The 26705-nt window shown below is 73.8% G+C and carries 26 protein-coding genes and 1 pseudogene; 9 read left to right on the top strand and 18 right to left on the bottom strand.

Going from position 1 to position 26705, the window contains the following annotated elements; all coding sequences use genetic code 11:
* Positions 1 to 161 precede the first annotated feature (161 nt).
* The 6 genes and pseudogenes from QRY02_RS05930 to QRY02_RS05905 form a co-directional block, all read right to left on the bottom strand.
* Positions 162 to 1163 carry a proline racemase family protein gene (locus tag QRY02_RS05930; RefSeq protein WP_285990482.1) on the bottom strand — a complete coding sequence of 334 codons (1002 nt, stop codon included), beginning with the start codon at positions 1161 to 1163 and terminating at the stop codon, positions 162 to 164.
* The gene (locus QRY02_RS05925) at positions 1164 to 2075 is read right to left on the bottom strand and encodes a dihydrodipicolinate synthase family protein (RefSeq protein WP_285990481.1); all 912 of its coding nucleotides are present in this window, start codon (positions 2073 to 2075) and stop codon (positions 1164 to 1166) included. It abuts the gene before it with no gap.
* Positions 2072 to 3355: an FAD/NAD(P)-dependent oxidoreductase gene (locus QRY02_RS05920; RefSeq protein WP_285990480.1), complete on the bottom strand. Its 1284-nt coding sequence runs from the start codon at positions 3353 to 3355 to the stop codon at positions 2072 to 2074. Before QRY02_RS05920 ends, QRY02_RS05925 begins: the two co-directional genes overlap by 4 nt.
* A complete protein-coding gene (locus tag QRY02_RS05915; RefSeq protein WP_285990479.1) occupies positions 3352 to 3618 on the bottom strand; it encodes a (2Fe-2S)-binding protein in 267 nt (88 codons plus the stop codon). The genes QRY02_RS05920 and QRY02_RS05915 overlap by 4 nt, the downstream gene beginning before the upstream one ends.
* Positions 3615 to 4780, bottom strand: a pseudogene (locus tag QRY02_RS05910) (NAD(P)/FAD-dependent oxidoreductase). The gene QRY02_RS05915 and the pseudogene QRY02_RS05910 overlap by 4 nt, the downstream one beginning before the upstream one ends.
* A 52-nt stretch (positions 4781 to 4832) precedes the next feature.
* Complete coding sequence (locus tag QRY02_RS05905) at positions 4833 to 5402, bottom strand: helix-turn-helix domain-containing protein (protein WP_285993773.1); 570 nt, start codon at positions 5400 to 5402, stop codon at positions 4833 to 4835.
* A gap of 117 nt (positions 5403 to 5519) precedes the next feature.
* Here QRY02_RS05905 and QRY02_RS05900 point away from each other — a divergent pair, with 117 nt between their 5' ends.
* Positions 5520 to 6500: a methyltransferase gene (locus QRY02_RS05900; protein ID WP_285990478.1), complete on the top strand. Its 981-nt coding sequence runs from the start codon at positions 5520 to 5522 to the stop codon at positions 6498 to 6500.
* Between the two features lie 305 nt (positions 6501 to 6805).
* Here QRY02_RS05900 and QRY02_RS05895 read toward each other — a convergent pair whose 3' ends face one another.
* Together QRY02_RS05895 and QRY02_RS05890 are read right to left on the bottom strand one after the other, a co-directional pair.
* Positions 6806 to 7105 carry a DUF1540 domain-containing protein gene (locus QRY02_RS05895; RefSeq protein ID WP_285990477.1) on the bottom strand — a complete coding sequence of 100 codons (300 nt, stop codon included), beginning with the start codon at positions 7103 to 7105 and terminating at the stop codon, positions 6806 to 6808.
* 135 nt (positions 7106 to 7240) lie between these two features.
* Positions 7241 to 9256, bottom strand: a complete 2016-nt coding sequence (locus QRY02_RS05890; RefSeq protein ID WP_285990476.1) for a phosphocholine-specific phospholipase C — start codon at positions 9254 to 9256, stop codon at positions 7241 to 7243.
* Between the two features lie 177 nt (positions 9257 to 9433).
* Here QRY02_RS05890 and QRY02_RS05885 point away from each other — a divergent pair, with 177 nt between their 5' ends.
* From QRY02_RS05885 to QRY02_RS05870, 4 genes are all read left to right on the top strand, one after another.
* Entirely contained in the window at positions 9434 to 9970 is a 537-nt protein-coding gene (locus QRY02_RS05885; RefSeq protein WP_285990475.1) for a MarR family winged helix-turn-helix transcriptional regulator, read from the top strand.
* Positions 9967 to 10335 carry a hypothetical protein gene (locus QRY02_RS05880; RefSeq protein ID WP_285990474.1) on the top strand — a complete coding sequence of 123 codons (369 nt, stop codon included), beginning with the start codon at positions 9967 to 9969 and terminating at the stop codon, positions 10333 to 10335. The genes QRY02_RS05885 and QRY02_RS05880 overlap by 4 nt, the downstream gene beginning before the upstream one ends.
* Positions 10336 to 10530: 195 nt before the next feature.
* Entirely contained in the window at positions 10531 to 10857 is a 327-nt protein-coding gene (locus tag QRY02_RS05875) for a lycopene cyclase domain-containing protein (RefSeq protein WP_285993772.1), read from the top strand.
* Positions 10857 to 11174: a lycopene cyclase domain-containing protein gene (locus QRY02_RS05870; RefSeq protein WP_387053339.1), complete on the top strand. Its 318-nt coding sequence runs from the start codon at positions 10857 to 10859 to the stop codon at positions 11172 to 11174. Before QRY02_RS05875 ends, QRY02_RS05870 begins: the two co-directional genes overlap by 1 nt.
* Before the next feature lie 226 nt (positions 11175 to 11400).
* Here QRY02_RS05870 and QRY02_RS05865 read toward each other — a convergent pair whose 3' ends face one another.
* Positions 11401 to 12597, bottom strand: a complete 1197-nt coding sequence (locus QRY02_RS05865) for an MFS transporter (protein WP_285990472.1) — start codon at positions 12595 to 12597, stop codon at positions 11401 to 11403.
* A 112-nt stretch (positions 12598 to 12709) separates the two neighbouring features.
* On the opposite strand from QRY02_RS05865, the gene QRY02_RS05860 reads away from it, so the two are divergent.
* The gene (locus QRY02_RS05860) at positions 12710 to 13417 is read left to right on the top strand and encodes an ArsR/SmtB family transcription factor (protein ID WP_285990471.1); all 708 of its coding nucleotides are present in this window, start codon (positions 12710 to 12712) and stop codon (positions 13415 to 13417) included.
* Positions 13418 to 13430: 13 nt separating this feature from the next.
* Here the strand turns inward: QRY02_RS05860 and QRY02_RS05855 are convergent, their stop codons facing one another.
* Genes QRY02_RS05855 through QRY02_RS05845 form a run of 3 tightly spaced genes read right to left on the bottom strand, consistent with a single transcriptional unit; the run spans position 13431 to position 16802 of the window.
* Positions 13431 to 14177, bottom strand: coding sequence for a succinate dehydrogenase/fumarate reductase iron-sulfur subunit (locus QRY02_RS05855; RefSeq protein ID WP_285990470.1), 747 nt, complete (start codon positions 14175 to 14177; stop codon positions 13431 to 13433).
* Positions 14174 to 16096 (bottom strand): fumarate reductase/succinate dehydrogenase flavoprotein subunit, encoded by a 1923-nt coding sequence (locus tag QRY02_RS05850; protein ID WP_285990469.1) that lies wholly within the window; start codon positions 16094 to 16096, stop codon positions 14174 to 14176. The genes QRY02_RS05855 and QRY02_RS05850 overlap by 4 nt, the downstream gene beginning before the upstream one ends.
* Position 16097: 1 nt before the next feature.
* Positions 16098 to 16802: a succinate dehydrogenase cytochrome b subunit gene (locus tag QRY02_RS05845; protein ID WP_285990468.1), complete on the bottom strand. Its 705-nt coding sequence runs from the start codon at positions 16800 to 16802 to the stop codon at positions 16098 to 16100.
* Between the two features lie 82 nt (positions 16803 to 16884).
* On the opposite strand from QRY02_RS05845, the gene QRY02_RS05840 reads away from it, so the two are divergent.
* Positions 16885 to 17826: a LysR family transcriptional regulator gene (locus QRY02_RS05840; RefSeq protein ID WP_285990467.1), complete on the top strand. Its 942-nt coding sequence runs from the start codon at positions 16885 to 16887 to the stop codon at positions 17824 to 17826.
* Here QRY02_RS05840 and QRY02_RS05835 read toward each other — a convergent pair.
* A complete protein-coding gene (locus tag QRY02_RS05835) occupies positions 17819 to 18673 on the bottom strand; it encodes a TIGR03619 family F420-dependent LLM class oxidoreductase (RefSeq protein WP_285990466.1) in 855 nt (284 codons plus the stop codon). The two genes, QRY02_RS05840 and QRY02_RS05835, sit on opposite strands and share 8 nt — an antisense overlap.
* A 29-nt stretch (positions 18674 to 18702) precedes the next feature.
* Positions 18703 to 19122 (bottom strand): YkvA family protein, encoded by a 420-nt coding sequence (locus QRY02_RS05830; RefSeq protein WP_285990465.1) that lies wholly within the window; start codon positions 19120 to 19122, stop codon positions 18703 to 18705.
* Between the two features lie 122 nt (positions 19123 to 19244).
* Between QRY02_RS05830 and QRY02_RS05825 the strand changes: the two genes are divergently transcribed.
* Together QRY02_RS05825 and QRY02_RS05820 are read left to right on the top strand one after the other, a co-directional pair.
* The gene (locus QRY02_RS05825) at positions 19245 to 23441 is read left to right on the top strand and encodes a cation-translocating P-type ATPase (protein ID WP_285990464.1); all 4197 of its coding nucleotides are present in this window, start codon (positions 19245 to 19247) and stop codon (positions 23439 to 23441) included.
* 167 nt (positions 23442 to 23608) lie between these two features.
* Positions 23609 to 24724: a serine hydrolase domain-containing protein gene (locus QRY02_RS05820; RefSeq protein ID WP_285990463.1), complete on the top strand. Its 1116-nt coding sequence runs from the start codon at positions 23609 to 23611 to the stop codon at positions 24722 to 24724.
* Here the strand turns inward: QRY02_RS05820 and QRY02_RS05815 are convergent.
* The 4 genes from QRY02_RS05815 to QRY02_RS05800 form a co-directional block, all read right to left on the bottom strand.
* Positions 24647 to 25249 (bottom strand): DUF6630 family protein, encoded by a 603-nt coding sequence (locus QRY02_RS05815; RefSeq protein ID WP_285990462.1) that lies wholly within the window; start codon positions 25247 to 25249, stop codon positions 24647 to 24649. The two genes, QRY02_RS05820 and QRY02_RS05815, sit on opposite strands and share 78 nt — an antisense overlap.
* A gap of 52 nt (positions 25250 to 25301) precedes the next feature.
* Positions 25302 to 25649: a hypothetical protein gene (locus QRY02_RS05810; protein WP_285990461.1), complete on the bottom strand. Its 348-nt coding sequence runs from the start codon at positions 25647 to 25649 to the stop codon at positions 25302 to 25304.
* Between the two features lie 42 nt (positions 25650 to 25691).
* Positions 25692 to 26012 carry a hypothetical protein gene (locus QRY02_RS05805; RefSeq protein WP_285990460.1) on the bottom strand — a complete coding sequence of 107 codons (321 nt, stop codon included), beginning with the start codon at positions 26010 to 26012 and terminating at the stop codon, positions 25692 to 25694.
* A gap of 84 nt (positions 26013 to 26096) precedes the next feature.
* On the bottom strand, positions 26097 to 26675 hold the full coding sequence (locus tag QRY02_RS05800) for a helix-turn-helix domain-containing protein (protein ID WP_285990459.1): 579 nt from the start codon (positions 26673 to 26675) through the stop codon (positions 26097 to 26099).
* Positions 26676 to 26705 lie beyond the last annotated feature (30 nt).

Genomic DNA, 26705 nt, shown 5'->3' with positions numbered 1-26705 from the left:
GCCGCCAGCAGGTGGCCCCGGAGGCGCCGAACAACGCCGCCGGCAGGCGATTCCGGCCGCTCCCACAGTCGATCGGTCAGAACCTCCTCTCGCGTACCGAGATCTCGGAAACCCCGGCAGTCCACGCAAAGACGACATGCCAACTCATTCTGAACCGACCTCTAAAGCACGAACCCCGTCGGGAACGGGTCGGCCGGGTCGAGCAGGTAGGTCGCCGTGCCCGTGATCCACGCCCGGCCGGAGAACTCCGGGATCACCGCCGGCACGCCACCCACCGTCGTCTCGGCGACCAGTGAGCCCGTGAACGTCGTGCCGATGAACGACGAGTTCTCGAACGGCGTGTGCAGCGGCAGCTCGCCGCGCGCGTGCAGCTGCGCCATCCGGGCGGAGGTTCCCGTGCCGCACGGCGACCGGTCGAACCAGCCCGGGTGGATCGCCATCGCGTTCCGCGACGCCCGCGCGTCCGAGCCCGGCGCGAGGAACTGGACGTGCTTGCACCCGCCGATGAGCGGGTCCTCCGGGTGCTTCGGCGGCCGCTGCTCGTTGATCGCGGCCATGATCGACAGCCCCGCGGCCAGGATCCTGTCCTTCTCCGCGCGGTCGAACGGGATGTCCACTTGCGACAGGTCCAGGATGGCGTAGAAGTTGCCGCCGTACGCGAGGTCGTAGCGAACCTGCCCCAGGCCGGGCACGGAGACCTCGGCGTCCCGCTCGGCGAGGAACGACGCCACGTTGCGCAGCTTCACGCTCAACGCACGCCCATCGCGGACTGTGACCTCGGCGTGCACCAGCCCGGCCGGGGTGTCCAGGCGGACCACCGTCGTCGGCTCGGTCACCTCGACCATGCCCGTCTCCACCAGCACCGTCGCCACGCCGATCGTGCCGTGGCCGCACATCGGCAGGCAGCCCGACACCTCGATGTACACCACGCCCCAGTCGGCGTCCTCGCGGCAGGGCGGCTGCAGGATCGCGCCGCTCATCGCGGAGTGGCCACGCGGCTCGTGCATCAGGAACTGCCGGAGGTCGTCCAGGCGCGCCATGAAGTACCGCCGCCGCTCGGCCATCGTGGCGCCCGGGATCGGGGCCACCCCACCGGTCACCACCCGGGTGGGCATGCCTTCGGTGTGCGAGTCGACCGCCGTGATCGCGCGCGAAGACCGCATCTACGCCACTCCCAGCGCCGCGAGCGCGCGGCCCATGTCGGCGCGGACCTGTTCGCGGTGGACGTCGGAGAGCGGGCCCCGCGGCGGACGGCACGGCCCGCCGCGGCGGCCCACCAGGTCCATCCCGAGCTTGATGGCCTGGACGAATTCGGTGCGCGAATCCCAGCGGAACGCGGCCACGAGCGGTTCGTAGAGCGCCCTGGCCTCCTCGAGCTTGCCCGCCGTGGCCAGCTCGAACAGGCGCGCCGACTCGGCCGGGAACACGTTGGGGAACCCGGCGAACCAGCCGGTGGCGCCCATCAGCAGGCTTTCCAGCACGACGTCGTCGGCGCCGCCGATCACGGCCAGCCCCGGCGCCCGCTCGCGGATCTCCAGCACGCGGCGGACGTCGCCGGAGAACTCCTTGACGGCCACGACGTTGTCGATCTGCGCGATCTCGGCCAGCAGGTCCGGCGTGAGGTCGACCTTGGTGTCGAAGGGGTTGTTGTAGACCATCACCGGCAGCCCCACCGACGCGACGGCTTCGAAGTGGGCGAGCACCTCGCCGCGGTTGGCGCGGTAGAGCGTCGGCGGCAGGCACAGCACGCCGTGGGCGCCGTCCTCGGCCGCCGCCTCGGCCCAGTACCGCGCCTGGTGCGCGCCGGGGCCGTGCACGCCGACGACGACGATCCCGTCCGTTCCGACGGCCTCGATCGCGGTGCGGGCGACGCGGCGGCGTTCGTCGTCGGTGAGCGAGGAGTACTCGCCGAGGGAGCCGTTCGGGCCGACGCCGCGACAGCCGTTCCCGACGAGCCACCGGCAGTGTTCGGCGTAGGCGTCGTAGTCGACGGCCAGCCCGGCCGGCGCGGCGTCGTCGGCCCGGTAGGGCAGCGCGGCGGCGACGACCACGCCCCCGAGGTCGCGGGTGCTCATGAAAACTCCTTCGGATCGGCGAGCTCGCCCAGGCGGATCGGCTGGGCGATCGGACGGTGGTGCGACGCAGTGCTCCCGCACAGTTCGGCGACAGCGGAGCCGCACATCCGGCCCTGGCACGGGCCGAGCCCGGCGCGGGTGCCGAGCTTCAGCGCGTGCGGGCCCGGCGCGGCCGGGTCCGCGGCGGCGCTTTTCAGGTCGCCGTAGGTGGTTTCTTCGCAGCGGCAGACGACGGTGTCCTCGCGCAGCCAGCCGGGCCACGCCGCGCCGATGGGGTGGGCGGCGGCCAGGCGGCGCGCGAAGGCGCGGGCGTGGTCACGCTTCTTGGTCAGCGCGCGCACCGGCGTCCTCCCGGCAGCGGCCCACCCGGCGACCGCGCCTTCCGCCGCGGCCGCGACCGAACCGCCGATGCCGGTGATCTCCCCCGCGGCGAACACGCCGGCGACGCTGGTGCGCTGGTCGTCGCCCACCCGGACGAACCCGCCGTCGAGGGCGCAGCCGGCCGCGACGGCCAGTTCGGGTTGCCCCGCGAAGCCGTGCCCGACGCAGAGGGCGTCGACCTCGTGGGTGCGTTCGGTGCCGGGGACGACCGACCAGTCCGCGCGGACGCGCGCGGTGACGGCTTCGCGGACCCGGTCGTCGCCGCGGGCTTCGATGACCGCCCGCCCCATGCGGTACGGGACGCGGTGCCGGGCCAGCGTCCCGGCGTACCGCACCAGTTCGGCCACCTTGCCGACCTGGACGGCCCCTCGCCCAGACCATCCTTTGAGGACAGTGGTTGCCGGGTTCGCCTCCAGGACGGCGAGCACTTCGGCGCCGACGTCCACCAGGGACTCGGCGACCGGCAGCAGGAACGGCCCGGCCCCGGCGACCAGCACCCGCCGCCCGACGGCGACCCCCTCCCCCTTGGCCAGCGCCTGGGCGGCGCCCGCGGTGAAGACGCCGGGCAGCTGCCAGCCGGGGAACGGCAGGACGCGGTCGTGCGCGCCGGTGGCCAGGACCAGTGCGTCGGGTTCGAGGGTGCGGCGCTGCCGGTTCGTCCCGTCGGCCGGCCCGCGCAAGACGTGGATCCGCTTGCCTTCCAGGGCCCAGACGGTGCTTTCCGGCCACCACGTGCACCGGTTCAGGAGTGCTTCGAAACGGTGCGAGGCTCCCCGGTGGTACTGCCCGCCGGGCGCGTCCGCCTGGTCCAGGACGGTGACGTCGGCGCCGGCGGCGAGCGCGTGCTCGGCCGCCGCGAGCCCGGCCGGCCCGGCGCCGACGATGACGACGTGCGTCACGCGCCCTCCTCCCGCGACTGGGTCCGGACCTCGTCGCCGTCGGCGGCGCGACGGCGGCAGGCGCGCACGTCGGCGACGCCGTTGACGGTGAGCAGGCAGTCGAAGCAGGCGCCGATTCCGCAGAAGACACCCCGCGGCGCCCCGGACCGGGTGGTGCGCCAGGACAGCCGGCCGGCGGCGAGCAGCACGCCGGCGATGGTCTGCCCGGCGGCGCCGGGCACGGTCTCGCCGTCGACGGTGATCGTGATCGGCCGCTCGCTCACGCCAGCACCGCCGGGCGGTCCACCCGGAACTCGTCCACCGGCATCGACGGTGGCGCCCCGGTGAGCAGTTCGCGCAGCAGCCGGGCCGTCCCGACGCTCAAGCCGATCCCCGCCCCCTCGTGCCCGGTGGCGTGCCACAGGTTGCCGAGCCTCGGGTCCTCGCCGAGCACCGGCAGGTGGTCGTCGACGTACGGCCGGAAACCGCCGTACGCGCGCATCACCGCGGCGTCGGCCAGCGCCGGGAACAGCCGGACCGCCTTCGCCGCGATCGCGCCCAGCACGTGCGGCCGGATCGTGTCGTCGAAGCCCACCCGGCGACGGGACGAGCCGATCAGCACCGTGCCGGCCCGCGTCGACTCGACCACCGCCGACGTCTGCAGTTCGCCGCTGCCCGTGCCGACCGCGCCGACGTAGTCCGCGTCGTAGACCTTGTGCCGCACCACACCCGGCATCGGCGTGGTCACCAGGACCTCGCCGCGGCGGGGCCGGACCGCGATCGGCGCGTCCAGCCGGGCCGAGCACGCGCCCGCCCACGGCCCCGCCGCGTTCACCACGACGTCCGCCTCGAGCACTTCGCCCGCGACGTGCACCCCGGTGATCCGGCCGCCCCCGTCCGGGCGCCGGTGACCTCGGCTTCGGTGCGCAGGCGGGCGCCGTGGCGCAGCGCCGAACCCAGCAGGGCGAGCGCGGCGGCGGCCGGCTGCACCTGGGCGTCTTCGGAGTAGCGGACGGCGGCGGTCAGCTCCCGGGTCAGCGCGGGCTCGGCCGCCGCGACGTCCGCCGCGGAGAGCCGCTCGGTGCGCACGCCGGCCTTGCCCTGGGCCTCGGCGAACGCGAGGAGCGCGCCGGCACCGGCCTCGGTGGTGGCCACGACGAGGCCGCCCTTCGGGTCGAACTCCGTCGCGGCCGCCGCGCGCGGGTCGCCGTCGGCGATTTCGGCCAGCACCTGCGGCCACAACCGGGCCGACAGCTGCGCGAGCGCGAGTTCGGCGCCCGGTCCCTTGTCGGAAACCAGGAGATTGCCTTCACCGTGCGACGTGGTGCCACCCGCGGGCCGGCCGCGGTCGAGGACGAGGACGTCGAACCCGGCCGAGGCGAGTTCCCGCGCGCACGCCGCGCCGACGATCCCGGCGCCGATCACCACCACCCGCGTTCGGTTCATCGACCCTCCAGCGTTCGGTATAGCGAACGATAGGTCTCGATCAGGAGGGGTGTCAATCCTGCAGGACGGGGTGCGGCCGGCCGTCGAGCCGTTCGTCCGCGCGGTACTGCAGCAGCAGCACCGACTGCACGGGCCCGTCCGGCGCGGTGTAGCTGTGCGGCTCGCGGGCGTCGAACGCGACGTAGTCGCCGGGCCCGAGGTCCACGGTCCGGCCGGCGACCTCGACCCGGAGCCGGCCGGCCTGCACGATGGTGTGCTCGACGCCGACGTGCCCCTGCGAGCGCTGCGGCGCGTCCCCGCGGACGACCTGGTCGTAGACCTCGAAGATGCTGTTGTCGGCCTCGATCCGGCGCAGCGGCCGCAGGTCGACGCCCTCGCCGCGGAGCACTTCGACCTCGGCGGCCCGCACCACGGTCAGCCCCCCGCGCGGCCGGTGGTCGAGCAGGTCGGAGATCGCCACTTCCAGCACCCGGGAGAGGCTGAACACGGTCTCGATGGTCGGGTTGCCGGTCCCGCCCTCCAGCTGGGACAGCGTCGCCTTGCCGATGCCGGACCGCCGGGACAGCTCGGACAGCGAGAGGCCGCGCGCCGCCCGCGCCGCGCGGAGGTTGACCGCCAGCATGTCGCGGATCGACGGACCACCGTCGTCGTTCGGTAAAGCGTCCACCAGCGGCGCCCTTCGTTCGGTTTGCCGATCGGGCCAGGCGTCATGATGCCACGCCGCCGGTAATCTTGACCGGTGAACCAGTCGATCCTCGCGATGGCCGATCTGGCCACGCCCATGGCCATCCGGGTAGCGGCGACCCTCGGTCTCGCGGGGCACGCGGAAGGGACGGCCGCCGAGCTGGCTTCGGCAACGGGCACTTCTCCCCCGGCGCTGGCCTGCCTGCTCGACCACCTCGTCACGGCCGGGGTTTTCGCCTTCGACGCCGAGTCCGGCCGCTACCGGCCCACGGACCTGGGTGAGCAGCTGCGTTCGGACGACGCCCACCGGCTGCTCGACATCCACGCCGCCGCCGGCCGCGCCGAACTCGCCTTCACGGACCTGCTGGAGACGATCACCACCGGCAGGGCCGCCTACGAACGCCGGTACGGCCGGGACTTCTGGGCCGACATCGACGCCGAACCCCGGCTGCGGCGCTCGTTCGACGCCCAGATGAACTGGCGCTTCCAGGCGCAGGCACCGCAGATCGCCGAGCGCTTCGACTGGAGCCGCTTCCCCCGCATCGTCGACGTCGGCGGCGGGGACGGCCTCGTGCTCGCGGAGATCCTGCGCGCTCACCCGGCGCTGCGCGGTGCGGTGCTGGACCTGGCACCGTCGGCCGCCGCGGCGGCGGACCGGTTCGCGGCCGCCGGACTCGCCGGGCGGGCGGAAGCGGTCCCCGGCAGCTTCTTCGACCCACTGCCGGCGGGAGCGGACGCGTACGTGCTGTCCGACATCATCCACGACTGGGACGACGACCACGCCCGCAGCATCCTCGACGGCTGCCGCCGCGCGGCCGGGGAAAGCGGAACGGTGGTGGTGATCGAGCCGCTGCGCCACGGCACGTCCACGGCGATCAACCTGTTCATGCTGATGTGTTTCGGAGGTCGCGAGAGGACGGTGGCCGAGCTGACGGACCTGGCCGCCGAGAGCGGCCTGGCCCTGCGCGGGACGACGAAGGTGTCCGAGGGCCGGACGGCCCTGGAGTTCGGCGCGGCATCGGAGGAACCTGCCTGAACGGCCGGCGGTCCACGACACCAACCCCCGGCCGCGCGAGATCCAGCCCGCCCCGGCCGCCGGGGCACCCGCGGCCCGATCCGCCGCCGCAGTCCTCGCGGCTTTCATCCGCCGCCGCGAGCCCGGCGCCCGCGCAGCGAACCCCGCCAGCCACCGCCGGGGTTCCTCGCGGCCTCATCCGCCGCGAGGAACCCCCGGCCGCGCGCGAGACCCAGCCCCGCCCCAGCCGCCGGGGCACCCGCGGCCCGATCCGCCGCCGCAGTCCTCGCGGCTTCATCCGCCGCCGCGAGGAACCCCGGCGCGGGCTACCTCGTCGTGTACGTCAGGCAGTTCGCCGCGTGGCCGCCGTTGCCGGGGCCGACTCGGATGCTGTCCGCCGTGCACTCCAGTGACGAGTTGTGCCGGCAGTCCGTCCGGGAACACGCGCCGACCTGGGCCACTACCCGGTCCAAGCCGCCCTTCGTGTTCAGGGGGACGAACGTTCCGCAGTCCGCCGATCCGTTGCCGCCGCCCACCGTGATGGCGAAGGCGTGGCAGCCGTCGTGGTTGTAGGAACAGCCGCTGACCGTGCACTCGTGCACGGCCGGCATCTCGGTGGTGGTCATCCGCACTCCTGGTTCCGTGGTGGGAAAACAGTCGGTTCCCCGACGCTCCCACCCCGAACCGGGCCTCGCAACGGACGCCGCCACGGCCGGGTGAGCCGGCCCGCCCGGCCGGGTGACAAAGGCCCCCGATAGAGCTCAGTTCGTGAGCGTGTTCGGGTCGCTCGTGCTCGGCCGCCCGGTCTCGAGGTGCCCCGCCAGGCGGCGCAGGAAGCGCGGATCGCGGTCCGAGACGATGGAGACGTCGTACCAGTTGCCGCTGCGCCGCGTGTCCACCACCTCGACCACCCGCGCGCCCGGGCGCAGGAGCCGTGACGTCGAGCGCCGGCCGTACGCGTCGGTCAGCGTGAGCCGCACCGGCGTCGTCCCGCTGTTGGTCAGGACCAGCGCGAGGTTCCCGCTCCGCCCCTCGGGACGCGCGCTCACCTCAGGTCCCGCCAAGCCGCCGCGGAACTGCCGGAGGAACCCGTTCGGCCCGTGCGCGGTGTAGTCGTAGCCCCCGGAGGCGGGCAGCGCGGCGGCGAGCGAGCAGCCCGCGCCCGCGGTGAACGTCCGCGGCTCACCGCCCGGTGAGGTGACGGAGAACGTCGCGCCCGCCCGGCCCTGGTTGACGAAGGTCAGATCGAACACGTCCGCCACGCGGGCATCGACGGCCAGGTCGTACGGCAGCGCCCGCGCCGGCCGCAGCCCGCGCTCCTGCTTCGGGAGCACGGCGTTCGCCGGGACGGCGGGCACGTAGTCCGGGTGCCGCTCCCGGTCCGGCGGGAGATAGCCCGCGGTGTCCGGCAGGGCGGGCACCCGCGCGTCGGTCCGCGCGAAGTCGAACGCCGAGGTCAGGTCACCGCACACCGACCGGCGCCAGGCCGAGATGTTCGGCTCGCGCACGCCGAACCGCCGTTCGACGAACCGGATGATCGACGTGTGGTCGAACGTCTCCGAGCACACGTAGCCGCCCTTGCTCCACGGCGACACCACCAGCATCGGCACGCGCTGGCCGAGCCCGTACGGCCCGGCCGGGTTCGCGGCCGAGCCGGCGAAGATCTCGCCCGCCGTGTCCACAGTGGACTGCCCGGCGGTCGCGTACGGCGGGACGACGTGGTCGAAGAAGCCGTCGTTCTCGTCGTAGGTGATGAACAGCGCGGTCTTGCTCCACACGTCCGGGTTCGCGGTGAGCGCGTCGAGGACCTGCGCGATGTACCAGGCGCCGTAGTTCACCGGCCAGTTCGGGTGCTCGCAGAACGCCTCGGGCGCGGTGATCCACGAGACCTGCGGCAGCGTCCCGGCCTTGACGTCTGCCCGCAGCCGGTCGAAGTAGCCCTCCCCCGCCTTGGCGTTCGTGCCCGTGCGGGCCTTCTCGTACAGGGCGTCGCCTGGCTTGGCGTTGCGGAAGGAGGTGAAGTACAGCAGCGAGTTGTCGCCGTAGTTGCCGCGGTAGGCGTCGTCGATCCAGCCCCAGCCGCCGGCGGCGTCGAGGCCGTCGCCGATGTCCTGGTAGATCTTCCACGAGACGCCCGCCTGCTCGAGGCGCTCGGGGTAGGTCGTCCAGGAGTAGCCCTTTTCGTCGTTGCCGAGGACCGGGCCGCCGCCCTTGCCGTCGTTGCCGGTGTAGCCGGTCCACATGTAGTAGCGGTTCGGGTCGGTCGAGCCCATGAACGAGCAGTGGTAGGCGTCGCAGATGGTGAACGAGTCGGCGAGGGCGTAGTGGAACGGGATGTCCTCGCGGGTCAGGTACGCCATCGTCGTCGAGCCCTTCGCGGGCACCCACTTGTCGTAGCGGCCGCCGTTCCACGCCGCGTGCGTGTCGTTCCAGCCGTGCGGGAGGTCCTGGATGAACTGCAGGCCCAGGTTGTCCGCTTCGGGCCGGAAGGGCAGGATGTCGCGCTTGCCGTCCGACTGCGCCCAGACGGACTTCCCGTTCCCCAGTGTCGCCGGCCGCGGGTCGCCGAAGCCCCGGACCCCGCGCAGCGAGCCGAAGTAGTGGTCGAACGACCGGTTCTCCTGCATCAGCACCACGATGTGCTCGACGTCCCGCAGCGTCCCGGTGCGGTGGTGCGCGGGGATCGCCGCCGCGCGGGCGATGCTGGTGGACAGCGCGGAAAGGGCGGCGGTACCGCCGGCCAGCTGCAGAAAACGTCGTCGGTTGACGTCCGTCATGGGGACTCCGGGGGTGTCGTGGTGGCGAGCCGGGTCAGTATGGGTGGCCGATGGCGAACCTGTCCCGCGACCGAGGCTAACGCCGCGCGAAACCCTGGTTAACGCCCGCGAGCGGACAAGCCCCGGACAGAGATGTTGACAGAGATACGGAAGTACGTACTAATGTAGTACCTCACTATGAATGACGTACTCAACTTCGCCCGGGACGAGGACGGCCGGCTCTACTCCCCCGAGGCCCGCAGCGCCCTGGCCGCCTTCACCCTCGGTGAAGACACCGGTGCGCTCGAGGCCGCCGCCGCCGTCCGCACCGCCGCGCGGAGCCTCGAAGGGCTGCGGTCGCGGGGCACCGACAGCCGCGGCCTCAGCCCCGGCGCCCTCGACATCCTGACCCGGCTCGGCACCGGCGAAGCGAACATCAAGGACCTCGCCGCCTCCGCGGGGGTGAGCTCCCGGAACGTGACCGGCCTGGTCGACACCCTGGAGCGCGCCGGGCTCGCCGAACGGGTGCCCGACCCGCGCGACCGGCGGTCGGTGCAGGTCCGGATCACCGCGGACGGCCGGACCTGGCTGGCGGAGTTCCGGCGGCCGTCGCAGCTGGCCATGGCCGCGCTCTTCCAGGGGTTCACCGCCGCCGAGACGACCCAGCTGCGGCACCTCTGCCTGCGGCTGGCCGAGAACCAGTACCACCTCGCCCGCCACCTGGAGGACCGATGACAGCTCAGACCAGAGAAACCGTCCAGGCCTACCACCGCGCCCGCTTCGCCGGCGACGTGACCGCGGCGGCCGCGCAGCTGGCCGGCACGTTCACCTTCCGCAGCCCGCTGATCGAGTCCGCCGACGCCCGCGGCCACCTCGGCGGCTTGGCGGCGTTCGTCGGGATCGTCACGGGCGTGGACCTGCTCAGCGAGCTCTACGGCGAGGCGGAGGCCACGCTCGTCTACGACGTCCACACCGCCACGCCGGTCGGCGTCCAGCACACCGCCGAGCACTTCCGGCTGCGCGACGGGAAGATCGAAGCCATCACCCTGATCTTCGACGCGACGCGCTGGCACCCGCTGATGGCGGCCGTGCGGCGGTGACCCGCCCGGACACCCGGGTTGTGGAGACCACGGGCTGAGCTCGAACACCGGGCGGGCACCGCTCGGGACCTGGTGTACCCGGGACACGGGCCGGCAAACGCGAGCACGCGGCTGCGGGAACCGGCGATGCCGGGCAGAATCCCGGTGTGCCTGACGAACTGCGCGACCCCACCGCCCGTCCCGGAGCACGCTGACGTGGGCCGCACGGAGTACCTGCTCGTCCTCGGTGCCTGCGTGCTGGTGACGCTGCCGATCGAGCTGGCCGGCGCGCGGGTGTACCGCAGGCCGGGCCGGCTGGTGCGCGCGGTGCTGCCGGTGGCGGCGGTGTTCCTCGTCTGGGACGCGCTGGCCATCGCCGCCGGTGTCTGGCACTTCGACCCGGCGTTCATCACCGGTCTGCGCGCCCCGTTCGGGATCCCGCTGGAAGAAGTCCTCTTCTTCGCCGTGGTCCCGGTTTGCGGCGTCCTGACCTACGAAGGGGTCGGCTTGACCGGACGGCTGCTGCGGCGGGTGCGCCGGTGATGCCGTGGGGTTACACGGTTCCGGCCGTCGCCGCCGTGCTCGTCGTGGTTGCGGTGGAGCTGTTCGTGTTGCGCACCGGGCTGTTCCGGCGGCCGGCGTACTGGGTCACGATGGGGATCGTCGTCGCCTTCCAGGTACCGGTGGACGGGTGGCTGACGAAGCTGTCGGCACCGATCGTCCGGTACGCCCCCGGCGGCATCACCGGCTGGCGGTTCCCGTGGGACATCCCGGTCGAGGACTTCCTGTTCGGCTACGCCCTGGTGACGGGCGTCCTGTTGTTGTGGGAGCGGGGAAAGTCCCGGGAGGACGGGGCGTAAGGCCCGCCTCCGCCCAGCGGAGGTCCGAGGGGGGTCGACCTGCGAGCGGAGACGGGAGTTCAGGGTCGGTACGGGGGTCGCCTCGCGGCGAAAGGCTCAACACGGCTCCAGCGCTACCGGTATTCCGTGAAGGCAAGGGGTGAGGCCCGGGGACACCGCCGTACCGACACTCTGTACAACGTCCGGCCCCCGCTGGTGTTCCGGGCGACGGGGTGACGTGCGTCGCTCAGCGGGCCGCCACCGGCTGCCGCGTCCGGACCGCCCAGCGGGTCAACGCGGGCACGGGTGCGACGGCCGCCAGGAACACCACGGCGATCAGCAACCAGCCGGGCCCGCCGAGGCCGCCCACGGCGAGGGTGAACACGCCGGGACCCACCATCTGCACGGTGGCCGTGGCCGCTTCGGTCACGCCTTGGTAAGCGCCCTTGGCGTCTTCGCGCATCAGCCGCACCGACAGGCCCCAGTTGGCGGCCACGTACCCCAGCTCCCCGACGACGTGCAGCACCGCCGCCAGCCCCACCACCGCGATCGCACCCGCCCCCGCGCCCCCGGACGTCGTGGCGAGCAGCACACAGCTCGCCGCGAGCACCACTCCGGACACCACCGCCGTTCTCGCGGCCTGGCCCACCGTGCGCGCGAACCGCGCGAACGGCACCTGGAACACCGCGATCCCCACCGAGCTGAGCACGACCACGGCACCGCCCAGCCCCAGTGGCAGGTGCGTCCGGCCGGACAGCCACAGCGGCAGGCCGGCCGACAACATGGCCCAGCACAGCGAAAGCACCGCCGTGGCCGCGGTGAGGCACAGGTACGGCCGGTCCCCCAGCACCGCCCGGGTCGCCGGCCGGCCCCGCGTGGCCGGGGTCCGGGCGGGCGCGGGCACCAGCAACGTCGTCCCGGCGAGGACGAGGAAGCTGACGGCGTTGCCGGCGATGGCCAGGGTGTAGGCCCACCGCGTGTCGGCGGTCAGCACCAGGGCGCCCAGCCCCGCGCCGATGGCGTACCCGACGTGCTGGGCCACCCGCTGCCGCGCCAGCACGCGCACCCGCTCGGCGGCCTCGGTGACCAGCGCCGTGACCAGCGCCGTCCGCACCGCGGTGCCGCCGGTGGCCAACGCGGTGAACGGCACCGTCACGGCCAGGAACGACCAAGTGCCGTCCACCGCGAGGTAGCCGGCCATCGCGGCGGCCCGCACCAGCGTGAGCACGACCAGCACCGGCCGCGCGCCGGCCCGGTCGGCGAACGCGCCCAGCGGGACCGCGGCGACCATGCCCACCGCGCTCGCCACGGCCAGTCCCGCGCCGACCGTGACCGGCGGGAGCCCGGCGATCCGGGTGAGGTACAGCGCCCAGATCGTGAACCAGAGGCCGTCGCCGAGCGCGGAAACCCCGCGGCCCCAAAGAAGGCTTCGCAGTCCAGCCATACAACCACCCTTCACGAAGACGTGAATGGTAAGCACGTTCTCCGCCGGGGCGCAATCATCATTCAGCGGGTCGTGAATCGTGGTAGGCTCCCGCGCGTCGGAAGGAACGGTGATGGGCGGACTGGTCGATCCGGGCAACGCCGTCCAGGGCGCGATCGTCGAGCTGACGCGCGAACTGGCCGATCCCGTGCGGCTCACGGCCCTGCAGGTGCTGGCCGCGGAAGGCCCGCACACGATGGTGCAGCTGGCCGACGCGCTCGGCGTCACCGCACCCCGGCTGGGCAACCACCTGGCCCGGCTGCGGGCCGCCGGGCTGGTGACGGTCGAACACACCGGACGGCACGCGCTGTACCGCGTAGGCCGTGAGGACTTGCTGGGCGTGCTCACCGCCCTCGCGCGCTACGCCGGCAACGAAGGGATCACCGCGCCGGACCGCGCCGAGTCGGGCGCGGACATCGCGCACACCTGCTACGACCACGCGGCGGGACGCCTCGGCGTGGCGGTGTTCGCCCTGCTCGTCTCGCGCGGGGCGCTGCGGCCTCCGGACGGGTCCGCCCCCGAAGTCGCCCTCGGCGACGACCTTTCGGCGTTCCGGGACCTCGGCGTCTCGCCCGCGGAGGTGGACCCGGGCCGCCGGCGGCCGGCCACCGCCTGTCTCGACCGGACCCACCGCGTTCCCCACCTCGGCGGCGTCCTGGGCCACCAGGTGCTGGCAGCGTTCCTGGCCGACGGCCTGGTCCGCCGCGGCGCGGAAGACCGCGAACTGCGGATCACCCCGCGCGGCCGCCGCCGGTTCGGCACCCTGCTGCCCGGGTTCTGACCGGTCTCAGCGGTCAGCGGCGGCCGGAGCGGGTCGCGGCGAGGTACTCGCGGTTGAGCGTGGCGATGCTCGCGAACGGGATGCCCTTCGGGCACGACGCCACGCACTCGCCGGTGTTCGTGCAGCCGCCGAAGCCCTCGGCGTCCATCGCGTCCACCATGTCGAGCACCCGGCTCGCGCGTTCGGGGGCGCCCTGCGGCAGCAGGCTCAGGTGGGTCACCTTCGCCGCGGTGAACAGCGTCGCCGAGCCGTTCGGGCACGCCGCCACGCAGGCGCCGCAGCCGATGCAGGTCGCGTTGTCGAAAGCCAGGTCGGCGTCCGGTTTGGGGACCGGGGTGGCGTGGGCGTCCGGGGCGCTGCCCGTCGGCGCGCTGACGTACCCGCCGGCCTGGACGATCCGGTCGAGCGCCGAGCGGTCGACGACCAGGTCCTTGATGATCGGGAACCCCTTGGCGCGCCACGGTTCCACGTCGACGACGTCGCCGTCGGCGAAGGAGCGCAGGTGCAGCTGGCACGCCGTCGTGCGTTCGGGGCCGTGTGCCCGGCCGTTGATCACCACGCCGCACGAGCCGCAGATGCCCTCGCGGCAGTCGTGGTCGAACGCCACCGGCTCGTCGCCCGCCTCGATCAGCCGCTGGTTCAGCACGTCCAGCATTTCCAGGAACGACATGTCCGGGCTGACGCCGTCGACGGGGTAGGCGACCAGCCGGCCTTCGGCGGCCGGGCCGGCCTGCCGCCAGACGCGGACGGTGAGTTTCATGTGTAGCTCCGCTGGGTCGGGTGGACGTGTTCGAAGACCAGTTCCTCGCGGTGGAGCACCGGCTCGGCACCGTACTCCCACGCTGCGACGTGCGCGAAGTTTTCGTCGTCCCGCAAGGCTTCCCCCTCGGGGGTCTGGTGTTCTTCGCGGAAGTGCCCGCCGCACGATTCCTCGCGCGCGAGCGCGTCGGCGAGCATGAGCTCGGCCAGCTCCAGGAAGTCCGCGACGCGGTTCGCCTTCTCCAGCTCCTGGTTGAGCTCGGCACCACCGCCCGGGATCCGGACGTCACGCCAGAACTCCGCCCGCAGCTCGGGCACCCGGTCGAGAGCCTTGCGCAGGCCTTCGCGGGTGCGGGACATCCCGCAGTGGTCCCACATCAGCAGGCCCAGCTCGCGGTGGAACGAGTCGGCCGACCGCGTCCCGCGGATCGCCAAGAGCCGGGAGATCCGTTCGCGCACCTCGGTCTCCACTTGGCGGACCACGCCATCGGAGACGTCGTCGAGCCGCGTGCTGCCGAGGTAGTCGTTCACCGTGGCGGGCAGCACGAAGTAGCCGTCGGCGAGCCCTTGCATGAGCGCCGACGCGCCCAGCCGGTTGGCGCCGTGGTCGGAGAAGTTCGCCTCGCCGATCACGAACAGCCCGGGGATCGTGCTCTGCAGGTCGTAGTCCACCCAGAGCCCGCCCATCGTGTAGTGGATGGCCGGGTAGATCCGCATCGGCACGGTGTACGGGTCTTCCGCGGTGATGCGCTGGTACATGTCGAAGAGGTTGCCGTAGCGGGCTGCGATCGCCGGACGGCCGAGACGCGCGATGGCGTCGGCGAAGTCGAGGTAGACGCCGAGGCCGCCGGGACCGACGCCGAACCCGGCGTCGCACACGTTCTTCGCCGCCCGCGAAGCGATGTCCCGTGGCACGAGGTTGCCGAAGCTCGGGTAGAGGCGCTCGAGGTAGTAGTCGCGCTCGTCTTCGGGGATCTCCCCCGGCGGCCGGGTATCGCCGGCGTGCTTCGGGACCCAGATGCGGCCGTCGTTGCGCAGCGACTCGCTCATCAGCGTCAGCTTCGACTGGTGTTCGCCCGACCGCGGGATGCACGTCGGATGGATCTGCGTGAAGCACGGGTTCGCGAAATAAGCACCGCGTTTGTGCGCCCGCCAGATCGCGGTGGCGTTGGAGCCCTTCGCGTTCGTCGACAGGTAGAAGACGTTGCCGTAGCCCCCGGTCGCGAGCACGACGGCGTCCGCGAGGTGGGTCGTGACCTCGCCGGTGACCAGGTCGCGCGCGACGATGCCGCGCGCCCGGCCGCCGTCGACGACCAGGTCGAGCATCTCGGTGCGCGCGTGCAGCTCGACGTTGCCGGCGTCGATCTGCCGGGACAGTGCCTGGTACGCGCCGATCAGCAGTTGCTGGCCGGTCTGGCCGCGCGCGTAGAACGTCCGCTGCACCTGCACGCCGCCGAAGGACCGGGTGTCCAGCAGGCCGCCGTACTCCCGCGCGAACGGCACGCCTTGCGCCACGGCCTGGTCGATGATCTGCGCCGACACCTGGGCGAGCCGGTACACATTGGACTCGCGGGCCCGGAAGTCGCCGCCCTTGACCGTGTCGTGGAAGAGCCGGTAGACCGAATCGCCGTCGTTGCGGTAGTTCTTCGCGGCGTTGATGCCGCCCTGGGCCGCGACGGAGTGCGCGCGCCGCGGCGAGTCCTGGAAGCAGAACTGCACGACGTGGTACCCCTGCTCGGCCAGCGTCGCGCCGGCCGAGCCGCCGGCCAGCCCGGTGCCCACGACGATCACCCGGTGCCGCCGCCGGTTCGCCGGGTTCACCAGCTTCGCGGCGAACTTCCGTTCGTCCCAGCGGTTTTCGAGGGGAACGGCGGGCGCCTTGGTGTCGGCGATCGGGTCGCCCACGCGGTAACCGTCCATGTCAGTGCACCAGTCCCGTCATGATCGCGACCGGGACGAGCGCGTAACCGCCCGCGACCACGACCGCTGTCGTGCTGCCGAAGATCCTGATCGCCCGTTCCCGCCGCGGGCGGGTGATGCCCAGCGTGCGCGCGGCGCTGGCGAAGCCGTGGTGGATGTGCAGACCGAGCATGGCCAGGGCGGCGAGGTAGATCAGGTTCACCCACCAGACCCGGAAGTCCGCGACGAGGTTGTGGTACGGGTCGCCGGGGACGAAGTCCTGGTTCACCGCGCCGACGGTGAAGTCGAGGATGTGCCAGACGACGAACACCGCGAGCGTCGCACCGCCCCAGCGCATCGTCCGCACCGCGAAGGTCGCGCGCGCCGGCTGCCGGTGGACGTACCGGACCGGCCGGGCCCGGCGGTCGCGCCGGGCCAGCTGCACCGCGGCGGTGACGTGCAGGACCAGCGCGGCGAGCAGCACCGCACGCTGGAGCCACAGGAACCACTCGCGGCGCAGCACCGGTTCGCCGATCGTGCGCAGCCAGCCGGCGTATTGGTCGAGCTCGGCGGCGCCCAGGAACGTCTTGAGGTTGCCCACCATGTGCGCGAACACGAAGGCGAGCAGGAGCAAGCCGCTGACCGCCATGACGGCCTTCTTGCCGATCGTCGAGGCCCAGAAGCGCCGGAGGGCGGAGCGCCGGTGCGGGGCGAGCGTGTTCACCACCCGATCGACGGTAGAAGCGCATCCACCAGAGGTCAAAGACATGATGACTCTGTTCTCCATAGGCAGCAGCTATCGTAGGTCCATGCAGTTCCAGCAGCTCGCCTACTTCGTCGCCGTCGCCGAGCACCGGCACTTCACCCGCGCCGCCGAACAGGTGCGGGTGGCCCAGCCATCGCTGTCCCAGCAGATCCGCGCGCTCGAACACGACCTGGGCGCGCCGCTGTTCCACCGGATCCGCGGCAACGTCTCGCTCACCGAAGCCGGGGAAACGCTGCTGCCGATCGCGCGGCGGATCCTCGCCGACACCGAAACCGCGCGGCTGGCCATCCGGGAGCTGGCCGAGCTCGACCGCGGCCGCGTCCGGCTGGGCGCGCCGCCGAGCCTGTGCACGGGCCTGCTGCCCGCGATGCTCGCGGCGTTCCGCCGCCGGTACCCGGGCATCCAGCTGGAGCTGCACGAAAGCGGGTCGGGCGATCTGCGGCAGCGGCTGGCCGAGGGCGCGCTGGACCTGGCCCTGCTGGCGGGCGCCCGGACGACCGCCGAGGCCGGCCTGGCGGCGACGCCGCTGCTGCTCGAGGAGCTGGTGGTGATCTCGGCCCCGGACACGCCGGTCGTGGGTGACCGCATCGGCATCGGCGACCTCGCCGACGTCCCGCTGGTGATGTTCCGCCGCGGCTACGACGTCCGCGAGGCCACGGTCAACGCCTGCCGCGCCGCCGGGTTCGAACCGTCGTTCGCGATCGAAGGCGGCGAGATGGACGCGGTGCTGGAACTGGTGCGCGCGGGCGTGGGCGCGGCGGTGGTCCCGAGCACGGTCGCGGGCGACCGGTTCCGGCGGACCCGCTTCACCCCCGACGCGGGGATGACGCGCGTGGTGCAGCTGGCCCACCGCGCCGACGTGGAGCCCACCCGGGCGGTGCGGGCGCTGCGGTCGGCGATCGCCGGGTTCGTGGCCGACCCGGCCCGGCGGGCGAGCCTGCCGCCGGGCATCGAGTCCCTGGTGGACGCCGGTGCGGTCAGCTGAGGCCGAACCGCTCGGCGAACGCCGCCATCCCGTCCCGCCTCCCGGCGGGCTCGGCCGTGCCCGGCGTGACCACCACCCGCGTCACCCCCTGCCGGGCCAGGTCCTCGACGTCCTCTGTGGACATGTCGAGCGAGCCCCATCGGGTGTACTCGAGCTCGGCCGGGTCGCGGCCCGCCTCGCTCGCCGTCGTCCGGGCGAGCTCGAACTGGCGGCGACGCTCGTCCGCGGTGAACGCCCCGCCCGGGAAGTACCCGTCACCACGCCGGCCCGCCCGCCGGGCCGCGGCCGCGCTCGAACCGCCGATGTGGATCGGCAGCTCACGGACGCCCAGCGGCTTCGGGAAGCTGCAGACGCCCTCGAACCGGAAGAACTCGCCGGCGAAGGAGACGCCCTCTTCACCACCCGCCCACAGCAGCCGCAGGACGTCGATGGCCTCGTCCGCCCGGCGGCCGCGGGTGGCGAAGTCGACGCCGGCCGCCCGGGCCTCGCCGGGCAGGGCGCCGACCCCGGCCGTGAGCAGCCGCATGCGGCCGCCGGACAGCACGTCGACCGTCGCCAGCCGCTTGGCCAGCACCACCGGGTGGTGGTAGGGCAGCAGCAGGACACCGGTGCCCAGCAGGATGCGGCTGGTGACGGCGGCGACGAAACTCAGGCACTCCAAGGGATCCGCGTACGGCAGGGACGGCGGCAGCGCCATCGGCCCGATCTTCGCGCCCGGGTACAGCGCGACGTGCTCCGGCAGGTACAACGACTCGAACCCGCACTCCTCCGCGTCCCGCGCGAACCCCGCGATCACCTGCGGGTCCGCGCCGAAAAAGGGAGTGCTGTAACTGATCCCGAACTTCACCCCCGCGAAGCTAGACGTTGACGCCGGCGTCAAGGCAACGGCCGGATCCTCGTCAGGCGCGTGAGGGCGGCGAACCCGTCGTCGGTACCGGGCCAGTGGGCACGCACGGCCTCGAGCCCGGCGCGGCGCACCACCGAGCGCAGGACGGCGCTGACGATGATCGCGTCGTCGGCGTACCCGAGCACCGGGACGAAGTCCGGCACGAGGTCGATCGGCAGCGCGAGGTAAGCCAGCAGCAGCGCGAGGCGGATCCGGACCCCGCGCGGGAGCGTCTCGTCCGCGGCCAGCCGGCGGACCAGCCGCAGCACGTCCGGCAGCAGCCGCAGCGCTTCCCGGAGCAGCCCGCCCCGCGGCCGGATGATCACGAGCGCGCCGACCAGGGCGGCCCACGCGAGCAGCAGGGCGGCGGTGACGCCGATCAGCAGGTCCCACCAGAACGACCCCGTCACCGCGCGAGGGTACGTCCGTGCGCCGCCGTGGTCCAGTTCCGTCGCGCGATCAGGGCGGCCGGGTTTTGACCTCCGGCCACCGGGGAACGCCGAACGGAAGTGGTCGGCAGGCGGAGGTCGGAGTGCTCGAAGCGGTGTTCACGGTGACGAAGGCGGGGATGACGCTGGCCCTGGCCGGCCCGGTTCTCGTGACGCAGCAAGCGAAAAGGGCCGTTTCGGCGATCGCCCCGCTCGCCGGGGAACTGGCCGCGGGGGCGGCCGGGACGGCCGCGGAAGCGACCCGGACGAGCAGCCGCACGGCCGTGCGCGCCGCGCGGGTCGTGCGCAACGCCGCGGGTCCGCGCTCCGCCGTCTGGCGGGCGGGGCGGCGGCTGCACGTCCCCCTGCGGCCCGGGGAGCACGCCGACCGCCCCGACGGGCCCGCGCTCGCCGCCGAGCTGGCCGCCCACGCCGACGTCGCCGGGGCCTACTGGGACAGCGGGCTCGGCAGCGTGGTCCTCCACCTGGCCGAAGAGGCCACCGCCGACCGGGTTCTCGACCGGATCGCCGAGCGCTGCGAGCGGCACGGGCTGACGCCGGCCGAGCCGGGTGACTCCGCCCCGGCCCACCCCGGCGACACCTACGGGGTGCGGACCGCGGCGCTCGCCCTGGCGATGGACGTCGCCGGGCTGGCCGTCTCAGTCGGCACCCGCGCGGTGCGCTCGGGGCGGCTGCACGAAGCCGTGCGCGCCGCGGTGTCCGCGGCCAGGGAACACCCCACCGTCCGCGCGGCACTCGACGAGCAGTTCGGCTGGTACACGGCCGAACTGGCGCGCTCGGGCGTGTCCGCCGCGGTCCGGGGGCTCAGCCAGGACCCCCTCGAACTGGTGCTGGACGCGCTCCTGCGCACCGGGCAGCTCACCGAGGCGATCGCCCGGCTCACCGCCTTCGACGCCGGCCACGACGACCTCTGTTCGCCGGAGCGGCCCAGCCTCGGCGTGACACCGCCGCAGCGCCGGGTCCGGATCCCCATGGAGGACTACGCCCGCAACGCCGTCGGCAGCGGCCTGCTCGCCGCGCTGGCCGACCTGCTGGTGCGCCGCAATCCCCGCGAAGCCGCCGAAGCGTTCCTCGCGGCGTCGCCGATGCCGGCCCGGTACGCCGACACCGCCTTCCACACCGCGATGGGCACCGCGTTCGCCCGTGAAGGCGTGCTCGTCCGCGACCCGGACCGGCTCAAGGCACTGGACACCGTGGACACCGTCGTGCTGCACGCCGACGCGCTGCACGGGGAAGACGGCCTCGATCCGCACGCCGAAGCCGTGCTGGACGCGGCCCGCCGGGCCGAGGCACGGGTGGTCATCGCCGGCGACGACGCCCGGGACCGGCTCGGTGAGTTCGCCTCGCTCGCCGACGACGTCGCGCGGGAATCGTTCTTCGGGCTGGTGACGCGGCTGCAGGACGAAGGCCGGGTCGTGCTCACCGTCGGGCGCCCGCCCGCGCGGTGTGCGCCGAACTGCGACGAGGTGGCGGGCCTGCTCGCCGGCGACCTCTGCGTCGCCCTCGCCGACCGCAACGCGCCGGTGCTCTGGGGCGCCGACCTGGTCGTCCGGCCGGGGCTGACCGGCGTGTGGCGGGTGCTGCGGGCGGCCGGCGCGGCGCGGCTGAACAGCACGCGGGCCACCCGGGTGGCGACCGCGGGCAGCCTGATCGGCGGCCTGCTGCTGATGTCACGCCGCCGGCGGACGCTGGTGCCGTTCGTGCCGCGGCTGGACCCGGTGCTGCTCGGCGGGCTGACCGGGCTGGCGATGGGCACGCTCGCCGCGGCGCGGGTGGCCGCCGCCCGGCCCCCGGCCGGCCGCACGCGGATCGCCTGGCACGAGCTGACCGGCGACGAGGTCCTCCGGCGACTCGCCGACGCGGAGCCCGAGCCCACGAACTGGGAGCTGACGGCCCGGCGGGTGCGGGCGGTGACCGGCGCGGTGGCCCGGCACCCGGCCGCGGCGCCGGTCCGGTTCGGGACGGGCCTCGCCGCCGACGTCGTCGCCGAGCTGAACGACCCGCTGACCCCGGTGCTGGCCCTCGGCGCGGTCGCGTCCGCGGTGGTCGGCTCGCCGGTGGACGCACTGCTGGTGGCCGCGGCGATGGGCCTGAACGCCGTCGTCGGCGGCGCGCAGCAGTTCCGCGGCCGCCGCGCGCTGGCGAAGCTGCGGGACGGGGAGCGGCAACGGGCGCGCCGGGTCGGCGGCGGGGTGGTCGACGCGCGGGCGCTGAAGGCGGGCGACCGGATCGAACTGCGGGTCGGCGACGTCGTGCCCGCCGACGCCCGGCTGCTGACCGCCAACGACCTCGAAGCGGACGAATCCGCGCTGACCGGCGAGTCGCTCCCGGTCGCCAAGCAGCTCGACCCGGTGCCGGGTGCGCCGATGGCCGAGCGCAGCTGCCTGGTCTTCGCCGGCACCACGGTGGTCAGCGGCGAAGGCACGGCGGTCGTCGTGGCGGTCGGCTCGGAGACCGTGGCCGGCCGGGCGGTCGAGCTGGCCACCCGGACCGCCGCCGCGGTGGGCATCCAGGCCCGGCTGCAGGACCTCACCCGCCGCGCCCTGCCGCTGACGATGCTCGGCGGCGCGCTCGTCACCGGCCTCTCGGCGATCCGCGGCCGTCCGCTGCGCCGCGCGTTGGCCGGCGGCGTGGCGATCGCCGTCGCCGCGGTGCCCGAAGGGCTGCCGCTGGTGGCCACCGTGGCCCAGCGGGCGGCGGCCCGGCGGCTGTCCGCGCGCGGCATCCTGGTCCGCGCCCCGCGGGCGCTGGAGGCGCTGGGGCGCCTGGACGTCGTGTGCTTCGACAAGACGGGCACGCTGACCGAGAACCGGCTGCGCGTGGTGACCACGACCGGGCCCGGCGGCGAGGCGCGCGAGCCCGGTCCCGGGGACGCCGTGCTGCGGGCCGCGGCCCGGGCCTGCCCGGGCACGCTCGACGACCCCCACGTGCGGGCGCACGCCACCGACCACGCCGTGCTGGCCGCCGCCGGCCCCGACAACGGCTGGACCGAGCTCGCCGGGCAGCCGTTCGAAGCCAACCGGGGCTACTCGGCGACCGTCGGTCGCGACGGGGACGGCGAGGTGACGCTGGTCGTCAAGGGCGCCCCGGAGATCGTGCTGCCCGCCTGCGCCGGCGCGGACGAGCTGGCGCGCGCCGCGGAAGTGTTGGCGGACAAAGGATTGCGCGTGCTGGCGGTCGCGTCCCGGAAGGCGCAGCCCGCGCTCGACGGCGACGACGCGGAGGTGCTGGCGGACCTGGAGTTCCTCGGCTTCCTCGGGCTGGCGGACACGCTGCGGCCCACGGCCGAGCCGCTGATCTCCGGGCTGCGGGCGGCCGGCGTGTCCCCCGTGATGCTCACCGGCGACCACCCGAACACCGCGCGGGCCATCGCGACGTCGCTCGGCTGGCCGTCCGACGCCCCGGTCGTCACCGGGGACGAACTGGCCGCGCTCGACCGGGCCGGCCGGGCCCGGCTGCTCTCCGGCGCCGGCGTGATCGCCCGCGTCGCACCGGAGCAGAAACTGCAGGTCGTGGAGGCGCTGCGGGAAGCCGGGCGGGTGACGGCGATGGTCGGCGACGGCGCGAACGACGCGGCGGCCATCCGCGCCGCGGACGTCGGCATCGGCGTGCGCGCCCGGGCGTCGACCGCCGCCCGCACCGCGGCCGACGTCGCGCTGACCGACGAGGACCTGACCGTCCTGCTGGAGGCGGTGGCGGAGGGCCGCGCGCTGTGGCGCAGCGTGTCGGACGCGGTGGTGATCCTCGTCGGCGGCAACGCGGGCGAGATCGGGTTCTCCGTGCTGGGCACGCTGCTGTCGGGCGACTCGCCGCTGGGCACCCGCCAGCTGCTGCTGGTCAACCTGCTGACGGACCTGTTCCCGGCGATGGCGGTGGCGGTCACCCGCCCGGACGACGACGGCGGTTCCGGCCCCGGAGGACTCGGCGACGGCCTGACCCGCGCGATCACCAGCCGGGGCGTGACGACGGGCGTCGGCGCGACGACGGCGTGGCTCATCGGGCGGTTCACCCCGGGCACGGTGCGCCGCACGAGCACGATGGCCCTGTGCGGCCTGGTCGGCACCCAGCTGGCCCAGACCCTGCGCGGCCGCCGCCGCAGCCCCCTGGTGGTCGGTACGGCGGTCGGGTCGGCGCTGGTGCTGGCGGCGATCGTCCAGACGCCGGGGGTGAGCCGGTTCTTCGGCTGCACCCCGCTCGGCCCGCTGGCGTGGGCCGGCGTCGGCGCGGGTGTGGCGACGGGGGCACTGACGTCGTCGCTGCCGATCCTGCGGCAGCCGTAACTCGCGTGACCAGACCCTGATCACGCGAGTTTCGCCGGAGCACCAGCACCGGGGCGCCCGGGGTAGCGCCCGCGCTACCCCGGACCCGGTGGTCTGCACTCCTGATCTTCGCGCCGGACCCCGGCATCGTGGGCGGTGTCCGAATCCGGTGGTGAAGGAGCGAAACGATGAGCAGTTCCCTGGTGCGCAAGGGTGTGGTGGTCCTGGCGGTGGCGGGCCTGCTGGGCGCGACGGTCACGACGGCCGAGGCGGGGCCGCCCCGCAACGGCGCCCTCCAGGAGAAGCTCGACGCGCTGGTGGGCCAGTTCCCGGCGGCGCTCGCCTCGGTGAGCCGCGGCGGCCGCACGGAGTCGCTGGTCGCCGGCTCCGCGCGGCTCGGGAGCCGGGTTCCGGTCCCGGCGGGCGGGCGGGTGCGGGCGGGCAGCAACACGAAGACGTTCACCGCGGTCGTCGTGCTGCAGCTGGTGGCCGAGGGCAAGGTGGTGCTGGACGCGCCGATCGAACGGTACCTGCCCGGCCTGGTGCCCGGCGGGGCGGCGATCACCGTCCGGCAGCTGCTGCAGCACACCAGCGGGCTCCCGAACTACACCGAGTACCTCGGCCTGGACGACATCGCGAAGCTGCGGCACCGGTACTTCCGGCCGCACGAGCTGCTCGCACTGGCGCTGGCCCACCCGGCGAAGTTCGCCCCCGGCACGAAGTGGGAGTACAGCAACACGAACTACGTGCTGGCGGGCCTGCTGATCGAGCGGGTGACCGGGCGCCCGGTGGCGGAGGAGATCACCGAGCGCGTGATCCGGAAAGCGAGCCTGCGCAACACTTACTGGCCCGACGCCGGCGACCGGGCCATCCGGGGCCCGCACCCGCGGGGCTATGCGCGCTCGGGCGGCGAGGTGATCGACGTGACCGAGCTGGACCCGTCGTGGGGCTGGGCGGCCGGCCAGCTGATCTCGACCCCGGGCGACCTCGCGCAGTTCTCCCGCGCCCTGCTGGCGGGCCGGCTGCTGCCGGCACCGCAGCTGGCGGAGATGCGCAAGACGGTCGAAGCGCCCGTGCTGCCGGGCTGGCGCTACGGCCTGGGCCTGTTCAGCGTCCCCCTCAGCTGCGGCGGCGTGTACTGGGGCCACGGCGGCGACATCCACGGGTTCGAAACCCGCGGCGGCGCCACGGACGACGGCCGTTCGGTCGGCCTGGCGGTGACGGCGCTACCGGGCACCTTCGGCGACCCCGACCAGGCGGCGCGGGCGGTGGTGGCCGCGGTGGACACGGCTTTCTGCCGCTGACGCCGGATCGCGGCCTTCCTGGCGGCCGAGCACCTCGGCGGTGAACCCGGCCGCCGCGGCGAGGGCGGCGAGGTCGCCACCGCGGGCGGCGGGCACGAGGACGAGCGGGTAGCAGTCGGACTCGATGTCGAGGACCGCGAGGGCCGTTCCCGTGCTGTGCAGCCGCTTTCCGGCGGCTTCGAGGAACTCGTAGGTGGGCAGCTCACTCCGGGCCAGTGACGTCCACAGCTCGTCGGCGGGCGGCGCGGACCGCAGAGCCCGCAGCCGGCCGGTGATCTCACCCGGCGACTCCTTCCAGTCGGCTTCGGCGAGCAGCCCGTGATCGGCGAGGGCGTTCACCAGCGCGACCCACGCCAGCAGGGGGAAAGGTTCGTCGATCCCGCGCTCATCGAGCCGCTCGGCGTGCGCCAGCAGGAAAGCGCCGGGATCGTCGTGAGCGGCCCCGGCGTGCTCGGCCACCTGCGGGGCGTCCGGCGCCAGCAGGGCGGCGACGGCCAGGAGCGCGTCACGAGCGGGTGCGGTCATCGATGTCCTCCACGGGCCGGGTGTTCGACGGGACAGATGGTGGCAGCTCGCCTCACCGGCCCGCCGCTTCCGGGTACACGAAGTGCCGTTCGCCGTCGCCGAGGTCGAACAGGCGCCAGCTCTCGATCCACGGCCCCGAGCAGTCCGGGACGACTTCGAGGTGGATCGGATCGCCGTCGTTCGCGGCCTCGATGACGAGCAGGCCGGCGGGGCCGAATTCCGTGCCGGTCACCCGGAAGTCGCTCATCGCGAACCGGGCTGTCAGGAATTCCGCCTGCGCGTCGTACTTCGTGGTGCCGTTCTCGAACGCTTCGGCACGGTCGGTGCCGCGGTCCCGGGGCCAGTTCAGGTCCCGCGAACCGAGCAGGATCATGTCGCCGTGCGTGATGCGGACGGGCATTGCGCGTCGGGTCTTTCGCCTGGAATGTCGTGACTCCTCAGCTCAGGTGCCGTGCTGGCGTTCTCCGCCGGTGTCGAAATGACGGTCCAGGTATTCCTCCGGCGGCAACGCGCTGTCGCGGAGCAGCGAGAACACCTCGCTACCCGGGGACAGCTGTTTCTCCCCCGTCGCGTAGCTCTGCGCGAGTCCGAGATACGTGGTGCCGGTGTTCGCCGCGTACTCACGCGCTTCCGCCTCGGCGCGGGCGAGGACGGCGTCGGAGCCGCGCCACAGCGTGATCCGCTCTTCGTAGGGCTGCCCCGCGGCTTCGGTCCACCGGAAAACGCACCGCACCGCGTACCACTCGTCCGCTTGGTCCGCCATCATCCCGTTCTTCCGGCCCGCTCGATCTCCTGCCGCGCGGGGCGATCGTAGCCGGAATCCTCCCGGGTGATCGCGGCGATCCGGTCAGTGCGCGCGGGCGCGCAGATGCGCGCGTTCCCCGTGGCGGCCGAACAGGATCAGCAGCTCGACCGCCTTTCCGTCGGCGCTGCCGAGCCAGTGCGGGATCGTGGTGTCGAACTCCGCGGCCTCGCCCGTGGGCAGGACCAGGTCGTGCTCGCCGAGGACCAGCCGCAGGTTCCCGTGGAGCACGTACAGCCATTCGTGGCCTTCGTGGGTCTGGTGGTCCGGCACCGGGGGCCGGTCCGCGCTGGGGATGATCATCTTGTACGCCTGCATGCCGCCGGGCCGCCGGGACAGCGGCACGAACGTCATGCCGTGGCGGTGGATCGGGGTGAAGTGGATGCGCGGGTCGCCGGTGCGGGGTGCGCCGACGAGGTCGTCGAGCGGGACGTCGTAGGCGCGGGCCAGCGGCAGCAGGAGTTCCAGGCTGGCGCGCCGCTGCCCGCTTTCCAGCCGCGACAGCGTGCTCTCCGACACCCCGGTCGTCGCGGCGACGTCGGCGAGGGTCATCCCGCGGTGCCGGCGCAGCGCCCGCAGCCGGGGGCCGACCGCGTGCAGCACGTCCTCGAAGTCATCGCTCACCCCGCCATCTTGCCGGAACCGCAAGAAACC

Source organism: Amycolatopsis sp. DG1A-15b (assembly GCF_030285645.1).
In the GTDB taxonomy this organism is placed as follows: domain Bacteria; phylum Actinomycetota; class Actinomycetes; order Mycobacteriales; family Pseudonocardiaceae; genus Amycolatopsis.
Note: the sequence above shows the minus strand (reverse complement) of the source record. Positions and strands in the feature narration are given on the sequence as shown.